General features: G+C 54.7%; 13 protein-coding genes. 10 read left to right on the forward strand and 3 right to left on the reverse strand.

What is annotated here, in order from left to right; translation table 11 throughout:
* Positions 1-159 precede the first annotated feature (159 nt).
* The 6 genes from ACZF99_RS02150 to pyk all read left to right on the forward strand — a co-directional run bounded on the left by ACZF99_RS02150 (position 160) and on the right by pyk (position 9,727).
* Complete coding sequence (locus tag ACZF99_RS02150) at positions 160-1,893, forward strand: methyl-accepting chemotaxis protein (protein ID WP_483608674.1); 1,734 nt, start codon at positions 160-162, stop codon at positions 1,891-1,893.
* Between the two features lie 106 nt (positions 1,894-1,999).
* Positions 2,000-3,118, forward strand: a complete 1,119-nt coding sequence (locus ACZF99_RS02155; protein WP_483608676.1) for a mechanosensitive ion channel family protein — start codon at positions 2,000-2,002, stop codon at positions 3,116-3,118.
* A 250-nt stretch (positions 3,119-3,368) separates the two neighbouring features.
* Positions 3,369-4,649 (forward strand): methyl-accepting chemotaxis protein, encoded by a 1,281-nt coding sequence (locus ACZF99_RS02160; protein ID WP_483608678.1) that lies wholly within the window; start codon positions 3,369-3,371, stop codon positions 4,647-4,649.
* A 2,129-nt stretch (positions 4,650-6,778) separates the two neighbouring features.
* The gene (locus ACZF99_RS02165; RefSeq protein WP_483608680.1) at positions 6,779-7,894 is read left to right on the forward strand and encodes a threonine aldolase family protein; all 1,116 of its coding nucleotides are present in this window, start codon (positions 6,779-6,781) and stop codon (positions 7,892-7,894) included.
* Positions 7,891-8,235 carry a DsrE family protein gene (locus ACZF99_RS02170; protein ID WP_483608682.1) on the forward strand — a complete coding sequence of 115 codons (345 nt, stop codon included), beginning with the start codon at positions 7,891-7,893 and terminating at the stop codon, positions 8,233-8,235. Before ACZF99_RS02165 ends, ACZF99_RS02170 begins: the two co-directional genes overlap by 4 nt.
* Positions 8,236-8,311: 76 nt before the next feature.
* Positions 8,312-9,727, forward strand: coding sequence for a pyruvate kinase (gene pyk, locus ACZF99_RS02175; RefSeq protein WP_483608684.1), 1,416 nt, complete (start codon positions 8,312-8,314; stop codon positions 9,725-9,727).
* A gap of 52 nt (positions 9,728-9,779) precedes the next feature.
* Here the strand turns inward: pyk and ACZF99_RS02180 are convergent, their stop codons facing one another.
* Together ACZF99_RS02180 and ACZF99_RS02185 are read right to left on the reverse strand one after the other, a co-directional pair.
* Complete coding sequence (locus tag ACZF99_RS02180; protein WP_483608686.1) at positions 9,780-11,747, reverse strand: fructose-specific PTS transporter subunit EIIC; 1,968 nt, start codon at positions 11,745-11,747, stop codon at positions 9,780-9,782.
* Between the two features lie 136 nt (positions 11,748-11,883).
* Positions 11,884-13,830 (reverse strand): BglG family transcription antiterminator, encoded by a 1,947-nt coding sequence (locus tag ACZF99_RS02185; RefSeq protein WP_483608688.1) that lies wholly within the window; start codon positions 13,828-13,830, stop codon positions 11,884-11,886.
* A 144-nt stretch (positions 13,831-13,974) separates the two neighbouring features.
* Between ACZF99_RS02185 and ACZF99_RS02190 the strand changes: the two genes are divergently transcribed.
* A complete protein-coding gene (locus tag ACZF99_RS02190) occupies positions 13,975-14,793 on the forward strand; it encodes a protein-glutamine gamma-glutamyltransferase (RefSeq protein WP_483608690.1) in 819 nt (272 codons plus the stop codon).
* A gap of 120 nt (positions 14,794-14,913) precedes the next feature.
* Here the strand turns inward: ACZF99_RS02190 and ACZF99_RS02195 are convergent, their stop codons facing one another.
* Positions 14,914-15,285 carry a hypothetical protein gene (locus ACZF99_RS02195; RefSeq protein WP_483608692.1) on the reverse strand — a complete coding sequence of 124 codons (372 nt, stop codon included), beginning with the start codon at positions 15,283-15,285 and terminating at the stop codon, positions 14,914-14,916.
* A 291-nt stretch (positions 15,286-15,576) separates the two neighbouring features.
* Between ACZF99_RS02195 and ACZF99_RS02200 the strand changes: the two genes are divergently transcribed.
* The 3 genes from ACZF99_RS02200 to ACZF99_RS02210 all read left to right on the forward strand — a co-directional run bounded on the left by ACZF99_RS02200 (position 15,577) and on the right by ACZF99_RS02210 (position 17,659).
* Positions 15,577-16,278 carry an SDR family NAD(P)-dependent oxidoreductase gene (locus tag ACZF99_RS02200; RefSeq protein ID WP_483608694.1) on the forward strand — a complete coding sequence of 234 codons (702 nt, stop codon included), beginning with the start codon at positions 15,577-15,579 and terminating at the stop codon, positions 16,276-16,278.
* 60 nt (positions 16,279-16,338) lie between these two features.
* A complete protein-coding gene (locus ACZF99_RS02205) occupies positions 16,339-16,707 on the forward strand; it encodes an MmcQ/YjbR family DNA-binding protein (RefSeq protein WP_483608696.1) in 369 nt (122 codons plus the stop codon).
* Between the two features lie 127 nt (positions 16,708-16,834).
* Complete coding sequence (locus tag ACZF99_RS02210) at positions 16,835-17,659, forward strand: DsbA family protein (RefSeq protein ID WP_483608698.1); 825 nt, start codon at positions 16,835-16,837, stop codon at positions 17,657-17,659.
* Positions 17,660-17,696: the final 37 nt, after the last annotated feature.

Raw genomic sequence — 17,696 nt, forward strand, 5'->3', positions numbered from 1 at the left:
TGAAACATGAGAATTTTGATAGAACAGAGGAGAATTTTGAATTCCCCTCCCGCTAAGGTTTGGTAGATGATACAAGGGAATAGGCAGAAGGACATAGGCCGCGCGGATGACAAGTCTGGCGGCCCTTGTTCGTTAGCACAAACCAGGGGGGGACAATAGATGAAGAGCAAGGGGAAAACTCATCCCGAACGAAACGGGCGGCCGGTTTTTTCGCTGGGGCGGAAGCTGACCGCGGCCTTTATTACGGTCTCGTTGTTGGTCGGGATCATTGCGGGAGTGGCTTACGGATTCTTGAACCGGCTGGACCGGAACTATGCCGGGCTGCTTCAGCAAAATACGAAAGCGCGGGATCAAGCGGCCAAGCTGGAGATCGAGACGCAGCGTCAGAACAGCCTGCTGTTCGGTTATATCGTGGAGCCGACTTCCGAGCAGGAACGGCAACTGACGGAAGCCAACGAACGGCTGGGTACGTTGATCGGCGGTATCGTAAGCGCTTCCGCAGGTGAAGAGCAAGCGGCGGTTGCATCCACATTGTCGGAGTCGAACGCCACGTTTGGCCGTTTGCTGGCGAAGGTTCGGGACTACGTCCAATCGGGCAAGCCGGATCTGGCGAAAGCGGAAGCGCTGATGTGGGCGATCCCGACGTCGGATACGATGATCCAGGGGGCTGGCGAGCTGCGGGCTTTGCAGGAGACCGCGCTTCAGGCTAAATTGCACGAGTTCCGGAAGGAGTCGGCGTTAACCTTGTGGATTTTGGCGTTGTGCGGCGCCGCAGCCGTCTTGTTTGCCGCTTTGACCGGAGTGATCTTGTCCCGGCAGATCGTCAAACCGATGCGCGTGATGGTGAAGGGGGCGCGCGAACTGGCGGAAGGCGATTTGACCCTTACGGAGACGGTTGTGAGAAACCGCGACGAGATTGGCGATTTGGCGGCTGCGTTTCATCATATGAGATGCAGCTGGCAGGACATGATCGGCAATCTGGGGCGGCATGCCGACCGGGTCGCCGATTCGGCCGAGCGGCTGCGCCGCCAGTCGGAGCAGTTCCGCGCCTCTTCCGGGGAGATTTCGGAAATCATGGGGCAAATTTCGGCGGGGAGCGAGGAACAGGTGCAAAGCGTGGAGCTGGGAGCGGCCCAAGTGGCGGAAATGGCCGCCGGAGCCCAAGAGATGGCCGGCCTGGCGGACGACGCCCGGGAGCAATCGGAGGCGGCCGTGCATGAAGCGCGGGCCGGCGAGGAGATCGTCGCGTCGGCGGCCGCCCAGATGGCGTCGATTCGGCGTCAGATGGACGAGCTGCGCGCGTTCATCGAGCGGCTTGGCGTCCGCTCCGGTCAGATCGCGGAGGCAGCCGAGCTGATCTCCGGCATCGCCAAGCAGACGCAGATGCTGTCGCTGAACGCCTCGATCGAAGCGGCCCGGGCCGGGGAAGCCGGCAAAGGGTTTGCCGTGGTTGCCGGCGAGGTGCGGAAGCTGTCGGCGGAGGCCGGGGCGGCCGCCGCGGGCGTGGGCGAGATGGTCGAAGGCGTGCGCAGCGAGATGGAGCGGGTGGTCGAAGCGGCGCACGCAGGTACGCAGGAGGTCGCCGCCGGGATTGCCACGGTTCATCAAGCCGGCGAGGTGTTTACCCGCATCCGGCAGGCCGTCGAGCAGGCGGCCGGGCGGATCGGCCGGGTAACCGGACAGGTTGAGCAACTGACCTTGCAGTCGGATGCCGTGGTTCGGGCGATCTCTACGATTGACCGGGTGGCGCAGCAGACGGCCGGCGGTTCCCGCGAGGTGTATGCGCATACCGAAGAGCAATACGCCGGAGTGCAGGAAATGATGGCTTCCATGGAAGGGCTTAGTCAGTTGTCCGAAGAGCTGCAGGCGCTGATCGGAAAGTTTAAAGTGTAGGCGACGCCAGGTTCCGGCCGACAACAACGTCCTCTTTAGACAATCCTCGTATGCTCATGTTATAATGACCCTTTATTTCATGGGGGGTTCAAGGGGGGCTATAACGATGAACGATGGAGAAGGATTCTTGGGCTTTTTCGGACAACTGGGATGGGTGAATACAGGGATCGCCATCGGAATTATGGCGCTATTCACACTGTTTAGCAAAGGTTTCGTGAAATTGGCTTTTGCCCTGCTGAACCGCGGGAAATCTGCGGCGTCCGGTAGAGGAGAACTATGGAGACAAGTACTTGAGCGGCCTTTTCGCTGGCTGTTCATTCTGATCGGGGTTTATGCGGGATTGAAATATTGGCTTCCGCGCAGTTGGGAAATCGCCGCAGGCCTGGATCCCTTGTTCCGCAGCGGGGTTATCGCCCTGTTCGGCTGGGGGCTGTATATTTTATCCGCTCAATCCTCCGTGATGCTGGAAGGGCTAAGCCGGAAAATCCGATTAGACGATGCAAGCATGCTGATCCCGTTTTTATCGAAGGCGATGCGGATTGTCGTGGTCATTGTAACCGTTGCTTTAATCGGGGCGGAGTGGGGATTCAGCGTCAACGGACTGGTGGCCGGCATGGGTCTGGGCAGTCTAGCCGTCGCTTTGGCGGCGAAAGACACGTTAGGGAATATTATCGGAGGCATTGTAATTATTTTGGAAAAGCCCTTTGCGAAAGGCGACTGGATTCTGACGCCGACCGCCGAAGGCGTGGTGGAGGACATTACCTTCCGCAGCACGAAAATCCGCACCTTTGCCGATGCGGTTATCACTTTGCCCAACGCTGCGCTGGCGGATCAGCCGATTACGAATTGGAGCAGGATGGGCAAGCGAAGAGTGAACTTCACGCTTGGAGTGGCCTTAGATTCCGATCGGGAACGGTTGGAGGCGGCTATCGGCCGAATCGAGCGGCTGCTCCGCGATAACGAGCAAATCGATCCAGGGACGATTTTGGTCAAGTTTACGGATTTTGGCGAAAGCAGCTTAGGCATTTTTATCTATTATTTTACCCGTTCGACGGTTTGGGCCGAATATTTAACGGTTCGTCAGGAAATGAATCTGGCGTTTATGCGGGTGTTGGAGGAAGAAGGCGTCAAGCTCGCTTATCCGGCGCATCGCGTGTTTCTGGAAGCGGAGGGAACGTCCGGTGAGACGGAGGACGGGGGCCGTTCGAGGCAATATGAGGCTTAACCGGCTTCCCTCAGGGATAGCCGCGGTGAAGCTTTGTTCGGGGGATCTAATTTTACTAGATTTGTAAGCGATTTACCAACCTCTGGCGTTGATTTGACTGTAGTGAAATGGAACTATATAATGATCATCACATGTAAGATTTGGAACTTACGACCTAATTCGAAACTAGGAGGAGATACCCGAGCCAATTTAATTTTGCTAGAACCATTTTGATATGTACTATACTATGATCAAGCCAGGTGAAGCTAAGATGAATCGAATTCGCAACATTTCTGTCCGTACCCGGATCACGGTGCTTGTCTTTTTGGCCATGTTCGTCTCGAATACCGCATTAGTCGTAACGTTATCCTATAGCCAGCATCATGATTTTTTTGCGCTGATTACGCCCTCCTTGGGGGTAAAAGCATTGATCATTTTTGTCGTTTTTGAAGCGATGGCCGTATTCATCTCCGAAGTTTTGCTGGTTCGGCCGCTCAAACAAGGCGTGAAACTGGCCAATTCCATGGCCGAGAACGATTTGTCCGCCGAAATCCGAACGACGCAGCAAGGGGAAGCGGGGCAGATGGTCCAGTCGCTTCAGAAGGCCAGAGATAACCTGAAGCACCTGATCGCAACGATTCAGTCCTCCTCCGAACGGGTAACGTTGTCTTCGGAAGAGTTGAACCGAATTATCGAGCAGGCCAATGGCCAAGTGCACGAAATCAACGAGGGCGTCAAGCATTTGCTGAACGTGTTTACCCAAAACGCAGAAAGCATGAAGCAAACGGCCGTTGCCATTTCGGAGATTACGAACCATTCGCAGACGACGGCAGAACTGGCCAACCAAATTGCCGAGCGAGCGCAATTGGTCATGAATTCCGCGGAAGGCGGGAAGCATTCGGTAGACGCCATCGTCGAGGCCATCAACGAGCTGGCGGCGAACACCAAGCACGTCAGCGGCGAAGTGCTCGGGCTGGAGGAGCAGAGCCAGAAGATCACCGAGGTTGTTAGCATCATTAAACAAATTTCCGAACAGACCCACTTGTTGGCCCTCAACGCGGCGATTGAAGCCGCCCGGGCCGGGGAAGAGGGGAGAGGATTTGCGGTCGTCGCCGGGCAAATTCGGAAACTGGCGGAGGATACGAATCATTCCTTGCAGGAAATCGGCAGCCTGGTCCATGATATGACCATCCGAACCGGCAGTGTCGTGGCCGCTGTGGCCCAGACCGAGGAGAAGGTTCGGGAGGGCGTAACGCAATCGGAGAACGTGAAGACCAATATCGAGCATATCATAGACAACGTGGAGAACACGTTCGGCATGTTGACCGAAATCTCTGACGGCGTCACTACCCAGGCGGCTTCGCTGGAGGAAATGACCGCCACGCTGGAAGACGTGAACGGAACCATCGAGTCGGGGCTGCAGGTTTCCGGACAGATCCAGGGGCAGCTCGGCACGCAGGAGCGGATCTTCGTCGATATCGAGAATACGTCCGGCAAGCTGGTGGAATTGTCCGAGAATATGAACGGGCTGACGAATGTATTTAAGCTGTGAAGAAGCTATTAAATCTAGCAAGGAGCGTCTTTTTGAGGCGCTCCTTTTTCTTTTCGCGATATATCTCAATATATATGATTTTATTCGATAAATTGTTGATTATAGGAATAAATTCTATCGTAAAATAATATCACCTTAAGTGACTCCCAATGCCCGCATATCGCCCAGTTTGCGAGCAATAGCGTTACTTTTTCACCTTATTTCCTCACCATCGCCGGATTTGATCGAAATAGAGTGAATTTATCACCTTATGTTACTCCAAGTGCCTGCATATCGCCTAGTTTCCAAGCAATAGCGTTACTTGTTCACCTTATTTCCTCACCATCGCCCAATTTGATCGAAATAGAGTGATTTTATCACCTTAAGTGACTCCAACTGCCAACATTGCGCCCAGTTTGCGAGCAATAGCGTTACATTTTCATCTTATTTCCTCACCATCGCCCAATTTGCTCGAAATAGAGTGATTCTATCACCTTATGTTACTCCAAGTGCCTGCATCTCGCCCAATCTCCGCGCAATAGCGTTACTTGTTCACCTTATTTCCTCACCATCGCCCAATTTGATCGAAATAGAGTGATTCTATCACCTTATGTTACTCCAAGTGCCTGCATCTCGCCCAATCCCCGCGCATTAGCGTTACATTTTCACCTTATTTCCTCACCTTCGCCCAATTTGCTCGAAATAGAGTGATTCTATCACCTTATGTTACTCCAAGTGCCTGCATCTCGCCCAATCCCCGCGCATTAGCGTTACTTTTTCATCTTATTTCCTCACCATCGCCGGATTTGATCGAAATAGAGTGATTCTATCACCTTATGTTACTCCAAGTGCCTGCATTTCGCCTAATCGCCGAGCAATAGCGTTACTTCTTCACCTTATTTCCTCACCTTCGCCCAATTTGCTCGAAATAGAGTGAATTTATCACCTTATGTTACTCCAAGTGCCTGCATTTCGCCTAATCGCCGAGCAATAGCGTTACTTTTTCATCTTATTTCCTCACCATCGCCGGATTTGATCGAAATAGAGTGATTCTATCACCTTATGTTACTCCAAGTGCCTGCATTTCGCCTAATCGCCGAGCAATAGCGTTACTTCTTCACCTTATTTCCTCACCTTCGCCCAATTTGCTCGAAATAGAGTGAATTTATCACCTTATGTTACTCCAAGTGCCTGCATTTCGCCTAATCGCCGAGCAATAGCGTTACTTCTTCACCTTATTTCCTCACCATCGCCGGATTTGATCGAAATAGAGTGAATTTATCACCTTATGTTACTCCAAGTGCCTGCATTTCGCCCAATCTCCGCGCATTAGCGTTACTTGTTCACCTTATTTCCTCACCATCGCCCAATTTGCTCGAAATAGAGTGAATTTATCACCTTAAGTGACTCCCAATGTCCGCATATCGCCTAATCGCCGAGCAATAGCGTTACTTTTTCATCTTATTTCCTCACCTTCGCCCAATTTGCTCGAAATAGAGTGATTCTATCTCCTTATGTTACTCCAAGTGCCTGCATCTCGCCCAATCTCCGCGCATTAGCGTTACATTTTCACCTTATTTCCTCACCATCGCCGGATTTGATCGAAATAGAGTGAATTTATCACCTTATGTTACTCCGAGTGCCTGCATTTCGCCTAATCGTCGAGCAATAGCGTTACTTGTTCACCTTATTTCCTCACCTTCGCCCAATTTGAGCGTAATAGAGGGATTCTATCACCTTAAGTGACTCCAACTGCCCTCATCGCCCAGTTTTCCGAGCAATATCGTTACTTTGACCTAGAGAAAAAGGAGTTTCAACTACGGCAATAGATGGGCAGATAATGTCAGCACATAATGGTGGTCATGCAATTAGTTATTACGAGTTTGTTTGGAATGCAGGATCAAATTAACCCTGTAAAGAATGATAACAATAAAATCCTTGAAAGATTAGATTATATCCGTGAAGAATTACTAAACGGCAGATTAAAACTTGGGAATAGGAGTCCCCAACGCATGAATGGGAGAAATTCAAGCGGCGTAACGAGATCGCGAATTTGAGGTTCGATCATCGATTCCCGCTCCAAATCGAGCTATAATAAGCATGAATTCACGGATTATGCAGACAGCGTGGGAGAGGAGCGGCGAGGATCAATGTACGGAAATGAAGGAACACCGGACAAGAAGACATTAAAGCAGGCTTTCGAGCGGACGGTTTATCAGGTGGGGGGCCACGGCAAACGGAATGTCAAGGTGCTGCAGCAGGCGATCGGCAGGATCGATGGTGAGCTGGACAGCGATATGTACGGTGCGGGCCGAGCCCTGGAGGCCTTCGAGACGAAGATGGCCGGCGTGCTTGGCAAGGATTCGGCCGTGTTTTTCCCGAGCGGCACGATGGCGCAGCAAATCGCGTTGCGGATTTGGTGCGACCGCAAAGGAACGAAACGCGTTGCGTACCACCCCTTATGCCATTTGGAAATTCATGAGGAAGACGGCTTGAAGATGCTGCACGGGATCCAGCCGGTTCTGCTGGCGGACCGGGAACGGCTGATCCGGCCGGAGGACGTAAAGCGCCTGCCCGGGGACATCTCGTGCTTGCTGTTGGAGCTGCCGCAGCGCGAGATCGGAGGCCAACTTCCGCCGTATGAGGAGCTCGCGGCCATTTCCAAGGACTGCCGGGAGAAAGGCATTCGGCTGCATCTGGACGGAGCCCGGCTGTTCGAGGTCCTTCCCTACTATCAAAAAACCGCGGCTGAAGTCTGCTCCTTATTCGACAGCGTGTATATCTCTTTTTATAAAGGCATCGGCGGGATCGCCGGGGCGATATTGGCCGGAGAATCGGAGTTTACGAAGGAATCCAAGGTGTGGAAAAGACGGCACGGCGGTGATCTGATCAGCCTGTATCCCTATTTTCTGAGCGCCGATTATTACTATGAGCAGCGTGTGGGGAAGATGGATTTGTATTATCGCCAAGCCCAGGAGTTAGCGGGGCTGTACAACCAATGCCATCGGATGAAGACCGTACCGGCGATTCCGGTGTCGAACATGTTCCATGTCCATGCGGAGGTGTCCCTGGAACGGCTGGAGCAGGTGTTGATTGAGGTGTACCGGGAAACCGGCGTTGGTTTAACGTCCGCAGTCAAGAAGAAGACGGACCAGGTCTGTACCTTCGAGGTCAACATCGGGGACCGCTATGGCGAGGTGCCGAAAGACCGCCTGCATCTGACGTTTGAATTGCTTGATCAAAAACTGAGAGGAGAATCGTTTTGAACCGTAAAATCATCTTTCTGACCACAGACAGCCTGGGGAACGGCGACCCTGAGCTCGGGACCCAACTGCTGGAAACGTTCCTGACGCTGCTCAAGCAACGGGAGGAGGGGCAGCTTCCGGCGGCGGTGTTTTGCGTAAATCGGGGAGTACTCGCCCTGACAGAGCAGTCGTTTGCTTCGCTTCACCTGAAGGAGCTGGCAGATCGCGGCGTTCCGGTATTGGCATGCGGTACTTGCGTGAGCTATTACGGCATCCAGGATCAACTTGCGGCTGGGGAGGTATCCAGCATGGGGCATTTCATGGAACTGGCGGCACAATACGAGGTTCTGACGTTAGCTTGACCCCTTGACCGGTTATGATCATTCATTTTGGTGATTTGATGCATACTAACCTAAACATAACTGAGGAGGTACCATAGTGCTGCGGACAAAAATCATCTGTACGTTAGGCCCTGCCTGCGATTCCGTTTCCGTGCTGAGGGAGATGATTCAGGCCGGGATGACGGTCGGTCGACTGAATATGGCCCATGGCGAGCTGGAGGAGCATGTGTCGCGTATTCAGCGGGTGCGGCAAGCCGCGCAAGAACTAAATACCTTTGTGCCGATCATGATGGATATCAAAGGGCCGGAGGTCCGGATCGGCAAATTAAAAGAACCTTCCTGCGAGCTGATTCCCGGGAAGGAAATGGTCCTTACGACGGAGACGTTAGCCGGGGACGCCGCGAAGATCTCGGTCAACTATCCCGAATTGCCCCGGGTAGTGAAAGCGAATGATCGGATTCTGATCGACGACGGGTTAATCGAACTGCGCGTGATGGAGGCCCAAGGAACCGAAATCCGCTGCCGCATCGTCAGCGGCGGGAAGCTGAAGCCGAATAAAGGCGTCAATCTGCCGGGAATCCGTACGACGCTGCCCGGCGTGACGGAGCGCGACATCCGCCATCTTCACTTTGGCCTGGAGAACGGGGTGGAGATGATCGCCGTATCGTTCGTCCGCAAAGGTGGCGATATCCGCGAGATTCGGCGGATTTTGCAGGAGAACAACGGAGGACACGTTCAGATTATCTCTAAGATCGAGAACGAAGAAGGCATGCAGAATCTTGACGATATCATCGAAGCTTCGGACGGAATCATGGTCGCCCGCGGCGATCTGGGGGTAGAAATCCCGGTTGAGGAAGTGCCGATGCTGCAAAAACAAATGATCGAAAAGTGCAATCTGGCCGGAAAACCGGTGATCGTCGCCACGCACATGCTGGAGTCGATGCAGGTCCATCCGCGTCCGACGCGGGCGGAAGTCAGCGACGTGTACAACGCCGTGATGCAGGGGGCCGATGTCGTCATGTTGTCCGGCGAATCGGCCGCCGGGAAATATCCGGTTGAAGCGGTGCGGACCATGGCCGCCGTTGCGCGCAAGGCCGAATCGATCATCGATTACGGGGAAGCATTCAACCGGAGGAGAATGCTGCACGGCACCAATATCACGGAGGTGATCAGCCAAGGCGCGGTCAGCGCGTCCCTGGAGCTGAATGCCAAAGTGATCATCGCGTCCACCGAAAGCGGCTTTACGGCCCGAATGGTCTCCAAATACCGGCCAAAGGCGCCGATTCTGGCGATCGCCCATCACCCGCATGTCTTAACCAAACTGATCCTGTTGTCCGGGGTGTTCCCTTATTTGGGCGGGCCGGTCACGACGACGGACGAAATGCTGGCATCGGCGATCGACAGCGCCCGCCGGTCGGGCTACGTTCAGGAAGGCGATATCGTGGTTTTCTCGGCCGGATTGCCGCTCGGCCAGGCGGGAACCACGAATTTGATCCAAATTCAGCAGGCATAGGCAGCGCAAAAGTCCCCCAAGCCGTCATGAGATGGCTTGGGGGACTTTGCGTCTAGCGGATTTGATCCAGCAGGCGATAAGCTTCCTGTTTGGTCTTCACTTGCAGCAATTGCTCGCGGAAGCCGTCGTCCATCAGCTTGCGGGACAACATCTGTAAAATTTTCAAATGCTCGTTGCCTTTGTTTTCGGCGGGGACAGCGATCATGAAGATCAATTTCGCGGGGGTACCGTCCGCGCTGCTCCAATCGACGCCTTCCGGCTTCAGCCCGAAGACGACCCGGGGTTTCAGCACGGCGGCCGATTTCCCGTGAGGCACGGCGACGTTCATGCCGATGCCGGTGGAGCTCTCCTGCTCGCGTCTCAGAATCGCCTGCTTGAACTCGGCCGGTGAAGTTAACACGCCCTCGGCGTTCAGCTTCGCGATCATCTCATCGATCACGCCGTCCCGCGTCGAGGCGGACAGGGAAGGTTCGATCAGATCCAAGCTGAGGATATCGCTCAATTGACTCACCGGGCGATGCGCTTCCACGGCCGGCGTGCTTACCGAACGGACAGCATCCGAACGCCGTGTTTCGACCGTTGGTGCCGCTTCTTCCGCGGCGCTTGCCCCGGCAAGCTCAGGTTCGACCTGGTCTTTCTTCAGCAGCTTAATCATCAGGGCGGTGACGATGGAGCCGATGATGACGGCCACGAAGAACATGAGGATATTGTCAACGGCGCCGAGCACGGCAACGATCGGACCGCCATGGGCGACACGGTCGCCGACGCCGCCCAGCATGGCGATCACGGAGCCGGCCATCGAGCCGATCATGATGCTGGGAATTACGCGCAGCGGATCCTGGGATGCGAACGGAATCGCGCCTTCGGTAATTCCGAACAAGCCCATAGTGAAGGCGGCTTTGCCGGATTCCCTTTCCGCATCATGGAACTTGCGTTTGAACAGGAAGGTGGCCAGGCCCAGACCGATTGGCGGAATACAGATCGCGACGGCGATCGGTCCCATGATTTGATAGTTGCCCTCCGCGATCATCGCGGAGCCGAACATGAACGCCACCTTGTTGACCGGACCGCCCATGTCGAAGGAGATCATGGCGCCGAGGATCAAAGCCAGCAGGATCGAGCTGGCTCCCTGCATGCTCGCGAGCCAGTTCGTCAGCGATTCGAACACCTGGGCGATTGGGCCGCCGAGCAGATAAATGAAAGACAAACCGACGATTAACGAAGACAGCACCGGAATGATGATAATCGGCATGATCGGTTGGATGGCCTTCGGGACCTTCCACTTCTTGATCCAGAGCGCGACGTAACCGGCCAGAAAGCCGGCGATGATCCCGCCGATGAACCCGGCGCCGGCTTCACTTCCGTAGAAGCTGCCGTTCGCGGCGATGTAACCGCCGATAATCCCGGGAGCCAAACCGGGCCGGTCGGCGATACTGAATGCGATAAAGCCGGCCAGCACCGGCACCATAAACGTAAAGGAGGCGGCCCCCAGCTTCTCGATCGTTTTCCAGAACGAATCCTCGGGAATTTGCAGTCCGCCGGGTGTAGGGACGCCGCCGATCGAGAGAGCGATCGCGATCAGCAGCCCGCCTACGACGATAAACGGAATCATGTAGGAGACGCCGCTCATCAGGTGGCGATAGAAGGCATTTTGCTGTTTGGCGCCGGCCTGCTTCGCCGGGGTGCCTTCACCTCCGCCTTTTCCTTGGTATACCGGCGCTTCGCCGCGCATCATTTGTTTGATCAGCGCCTCCGGATTGCGGATGCCTTCCTGTACGCCGACGGCGATCAGCTTCTTGCCGATGAATCGGCTCTTGTCTACCGATTTGTCGGCGGCGATGATGATCCCGTCCGCTTGGCGAATCTCTTCTTCGGTGAACGGGTTCTCCACCCCGATCGAGCCCTGCGTCTCGACCTTCATGGCGATGCCTAGCTTGTCGGCGGCTTTTTGCAGATTCTCCGCCGCCATGTACGTATGGGCAATCCCGTTGGGACATGAGGTAATCGCCAGTAATTTCATGGATTTTTCCTCCCGTAATCTTAAATTGAAATCGTTTACATCACCCATATTAACGTATAAAGAACGGCGGAAAAGAATTTTTTATTACCGCAAGTTCCGGAAAAAACGGATTATATCCTATAAGCACGATAGGCTGCTATAAGCTGCCGAGCAATTCCTCCGGGCTTTGCGCCCGGACTAGCCGTTCGATCGTCGATGGCTGTTCGCTCAGCAGGGAAAGGCGTTGGAACAGCTTTTTCATCATCTCTTGCTCCTGTGGGGCAATCGCCAGCATAAACACGACAGACACCCTCTCTTCCTGCCAATCCAGCGGCTCCTGCAAGGTCGCAACGGCGATCCGTGAGGTGCGGATGAGCTTGGGATCTCCATGGGGAATGGCAATGCCGCCACCGATGGTCGTGGACGAGAGCCGCTCCCGGAGCAAAGCTTGATGCGCATAATCCTGTTCGACGAATCCCTGTTCGTACAGCCGGTTCGCCAACAATTCAATGAGTTCGTAGCGATGACCGACGGCAAGGCGCGGGAAGACGAGCGAAGGTTGGGTGTACTGGCCCAGGACCGAACCGGAAGGTTCGCCACCCCCCGTTTCATAATCCAGCTTGCCGATAAAATCGGCGATCTTCTGCACTTCGCCGGCTTCCAGCAAGGGGGACACCGTGATGGAGGGGGTATTTACATGCTCCAGAGGTACCGTGGAGATGATAAAGTCGACCGCATGTCGAGCCAGATAACCCGGAAGGTCCGCTTTCCGAACGGAATCCAAGACCTGCAGCTCGGGGAAACTCCGCTCCAGCTTGGTACGCAGAATTTGCGACATGCCTATTCCCATATGGCAGACGGTCACGACTCGCTTCGGTTCTTCGACAGGTTGGCTGAGCCGTTCCACGGCTGCCTGAAAATGCAGCGTCAAGTAAGCGGCCTCCTCCTCCGGGATGGCGAAAGGATACGCTTCGCTTAACTCCTTCGTCGCATAGATCACCATATCGAACATGTACGGATACATTTTCTTGATGTCCTGCAGCATCGGATTGGATACCGTGAGTCCATAGTTTAACCGGTTCAAGGTAGAATATAAATGAATGCGCAGTCCTTCCATCAAAACCTCATCCTTGCCAAAATCGACCCAGGTCAATGCGGACATTTTACGGACCAGCGTTTCCGCCAAGACGCTAACTTCGGCCGTCTCCGCCATGGAAGCCATTCCGGGGCCCGTCGTATCGATCCGCGCCTGGGAACGGATTTTCCCGCCAAGAATATGGGCGGTCAAATAAGCGGCCTCATCCTCCGGAAACCGCACGGCAAAGAGCCGTTCCAGCTTGCGGATAAAAGCCCCGATCCAGCGGAACTCCCGTTTCTCGCGGACGAAGATCTTCTCTTGTTCGGAAAAGGTGATCGGCTGCTTTAGCTTTGTCCGCCGAATCATCAGCAGCGTATGTACCAACAGGTTGTCGAACGCCTCGTCCGTAAAAGCAAGCTGTGCGTCAAGCTCGAGCTGCTTCAACTCGCATGTAACGATCTCGAGCTCATGGGCGGCAAACCGGTCCTTGAGGAAGGAATGGCCCGCTTCGCCAGTCAGTTGGGACAGCTTGGACAAGGCCGCTCGTTTGTCCCGTTCCTTCCCCTCGAGCATGATGCCGACCTTCTGCTTGGAAACCACGGAGAGATCGCGTTTGTCCAACCATTCCCGCAAAATATCCAAATCTTTTTTGATCACCGTTTTGCTGGTATAGTGCTTGTCGGCCAGCTCTTGGATCGTTACCGGCTTCGTCTCCATTAACAGCCGATACGCCACGGCGATCCGCCGATCTTCCTCCGTTTCCCGTTCCTGATCCTTGGTGGACCGGAGCAGCCGGTCGGCGATTTGAGCCTTCTCCCGCTCGGCTATGTCCAGCGTGACCCCGAATCCGGGTTTGCGGACAAGCCGGGCGTTCGACGTCGTGTTCAGATACCGGTCGATTTCATCGAGATCGTTGCGTATGGTTTTCTCCGAGCAGTCGAAGCGCAGGGCGATATCCCGGACCACCAATTGAGGCCGGGTTTCGGTAAGCAGCATATGTAAAATGTCTTTCTGACGGTGGTTCATCGTGTCGCGTCACCCCCTTCGATACGGGATATTGATGCTAGCATTGCTGGAAAAGGCGGATTCGATACAGGCGGGCACCAAACCGGGCATCCGCACGTACACTAACCTAGATTCACCCGAAAAACAACAAGGAGGGGAACAGGTTTGATCCTTCTGCCGCCAAATGACAAAAGGCAACTGTCCCAAATGATGCTGCCCCCGTTTCAACGCGCAATCGTGGAGGCGCAAGAAAGAAGCCCGGTGCCTTATCGTTACGGTTCCTTGGACGAACTGCTGTTTGAACTGAATCTGCGGAGCTCGATCGTCGATTCGGCCCTGGCGCTCAATCAAAGCGGCGTCCAATTTGCCGTTTACCGTAAGTCCCGTTGCAACGAAATGTATTGGAACCGCACGGAGGAAGGAGGGTTCCGCCTAAGAAACGGCATGCCGCCGGCCGACGCCATTCAGGACATCTACCGAAACGGGCCGCTGTACGGCTTCGAATGTTCGATGGCGATGATGATCGTGATGTACAAAGCCGTGCTGGATCAAATCGGCAGCCGGGCGTTTAATACGTATTTTACCAATCTGTTTCTTTACGATTGGCAGTATGACAGCGATCTCGGTTTTCGTCAAGGAAGTCTGCGGCTGGGCGCGTATCCCGGAGACATCCTCTATTTCAAAAATCCGGACCACAATCCCGAAACCCCGGAGTGGCAAGGAGAGAACGTGATTATGCTGGGCGAAGACCGCTATTACGGCCATGGCATCGGCATCCGCTCATCTTCCGGGATCATCGAAGCGTTGAACCGGCGAAGAAAACCCGGCAGCCGAAGATCGGCTTATCTGCTCGATACGATCATCTATCCCAACTACGCCCATATCCGATCCCTGCGGGGCGTATATGCCCGGATCGGCAGCACCGTTTACCGGCACCGCGGTTCCCAAAGCGCCGCCACTCGTGCGGAGCCCGACCGGGCGTAGAACGACGCAAAAAAACCAAGGAGCTAAGCGGTCTGTTCTCGCTTAGCTCCTTGGTTTTCGGTGTCCGCCGCTGCTTTCTTGAGGCCGATTCGGGCCCCCCTCTTGTTGTTTGCTTCTGTTTTAGAAGAAGAATGGGAAGAACAAGTTTCTGAAGAAGAAAAACGGAAACGGCCGGCGGATAAAGCGGCGGAACCGGCGCGGATAACCGTAGCCGTAACCAAAGCCGCCGTAAGGGTAACCGCCGTAGGGATACCCGAAGGCCCGATCGTCCATATCCCCGACGGGAACAAGCAGATAGACGTGTTCGTCGTCCATTCCGTCGATAATTCCCTCGTATACTTTGCCGTCGGTGCCTTCCATTTGCATCAGATGGTGATGATATTTTTTGCACATCTCCATCATCCGTTTTTTGTGATCGTACCCCATCGGCTCCTGCCCCATCGGGCTCACTTGGCTTGGCGCATTGCCGTAAGGTGAATACATATTCGGCATGTCACTGAACTCCTCCTTTATTTTCTGATGCAGTATATTCGCGGAACTGGGCATTTGTGCAGGTAGGGGCTAGCCTCCGGTTGAAAGAATCGAAGAGGCTTGGGCGGGGCGATGGCGGTGCCGTCCGGGCGGCGGAAAGGGAATACTGTGCCGGTTTTGACACGCTCGAATTGTACCGGAATGACGGTAAATATGCTAAGATGGGGATGCATTGGGCCATGGCCTTGTCAAAGGACATTTTTTTTAAAAATGTAAACGGATTCATTTTAGCCAGAGGAGGAAGGTTGGATTATGAGACTGATCGTAACGGGAGCCGGCCGAGGACTCGGCCTGGAGATCGTGGGGGAAGCGCTGCGGCGCGGTCATGAGGTGGCCGCCGGCATTCGCTCACTGGAGACCAACGTGGACGCGTTGGAAGCTTTACGGGAGGGAGCGCCGGGTAAGCTGACGCTGCTTGAGCTTGACGTGGATGAAGAAGACTCGGTAGCCAAGGCGAAGGAGGCGATGGCTGCCAGATGGGGCGCTGTCGATGCGCTGATCAATAATGCGGCCATTTTGCTCGCGCGGGAGCAGCCGATCGAGCGATTGGAGTTCGCTGCGGTCGAGAACACTTTTCGCACCAATCTATATGGCCCGATGAAAATGGTGAAGCATTTCCTGCCGCTGCTGAAAGCCGGGTACCGGCCGATGATTCTGAACGTGTCTTCGGAGGCGGGCTGCCTGACCGGAGCTTACGGCGGCGACTATCCGTATGCGTTGTCCAAGGCGGCGCTGAACTATTTTACCGCTCAACTGCGCAAAGAGCTGATTCCGCAGGGGTTCGAAGTGTACGCCCTGCATCCGGGCTGGATGCGCACCCCGATGGGCGGCAGCCGGGCGCCGGGAGACCCGCTGACTTCCGCACAGTCGATCCTCGACTTGTTCGAGGGCAAGCTAAAGGCGGATGCCGACGCCGTGATGATCGATATCCACGGCCGGGCGATGCCGCTGTAGATGATCGGCACCTTGCTTTCTATAATTACACCAGAAACCTGCGAGGAAGGAGGAAAGATCGTGTATCGAAAGCTAGTTGAGTACTGTTTGTCCAAAAAAGGGGCCGTCCTGGAATATCCTTTCGGTCCGGAAACGGCGGTCATGAAGGTCGGGGGAAAAATGTTCGCTTTGCTGCCCGTCACGTCCGGTGACGGGGCGGCGAGCATCTCCTTGAAATGCGATCCCGTCATCGCCGCGAATCTCCGGGAACAGCATGCGTGCGTGAAGCCGGGCTATCATCTCAACAAGAAACACTGGAATACGGTCACGGCCGACGGCAGCCTGCCGATGGACGATTTGCGGGCGATGATCGATCATTCTTACGATCTGGTGCTTGGCGGTCTGACGAAAGCGGCCCGCGAGGCCGTCCTGACGCGCATCGGCGGATAACGTATCGTAATTACTAGAAATAGAGGAGCTGAAGAAGAAGTAGCCTGTGACCAATATTACGTCCCACGCCGGAGGCCATACGCTAGAATGGGGACGAAACGAACTCGATATGGAGGTAGGATGGCGGATGGCCCACAAAAAAGGCGGTAATCAAAGCGGCAGCGGGAAATCGGCACAAAGCAACAGGACGACCACCGGCAAGGGAACGGCAGGCAAGCCTGCAAACGGAAAAGGAACGGACCGCGGCAAACGGAGGTCCGGCCTCATCTATGTGATATCCTTGATTTTGTTAGGGGCCGCGGTAATCACTTTGGCTATCGTATTCCTGAAAGATTCCGATTCTTCGAGTCTCCAGGAACTCCCGAACTATACGGAAATCAAAGGCGACTACACCGCGGAGGGCTTGAAGTACGAGAAGCAGCCGCACTTGGGCGATCCGAACGCCAAGGTGAAGGTGATCGAATTCGCCGATTTCAAATGCCCGGCCTGCAAGACGTGGGAAGAAACCTATATGCCTCAATTGCAAAAAGACTTCATCGATACCGGCAAAATCGAGTTGTTCTTTACCAACTATGCGTTCATCGATCGGGACTCGATCATGGCGGCCAGCGCGGGCGAGGCGATCGCGGCGCAGAGCAATGAGAAGTTCTGGGAGTTCAAGAGCAAGTTATACGCACACCAAGGCGATGAGACGCAAATTTGGGCCACGCCCGAATTTCTGCTCGACTTTGTGAAGAAGAATATCGACGGCATCGATTACGATCGCTTTGCGAGCGATTTGAAGAGCCGTGCCTACATGCTGCCGGTAAAAGAGGATTTCAAAACCGCCGGCTATTACGGAGTAAACGGAACGCCCCAGTTTATGGTGAACGGCGAATTGCTGCCCAGTTCCTCCTACGAAGACTTGGCGGCGGCGATCGAGGCGCAACTGGCGGGGGCCGGGGAGCAATAGGATAATTTCGGACGCTTTGCATGATTATCCCCTTTGA

It is taken from the genome of Paenibacillus sp. JL3B1040, from assembly GCF_057063165.1.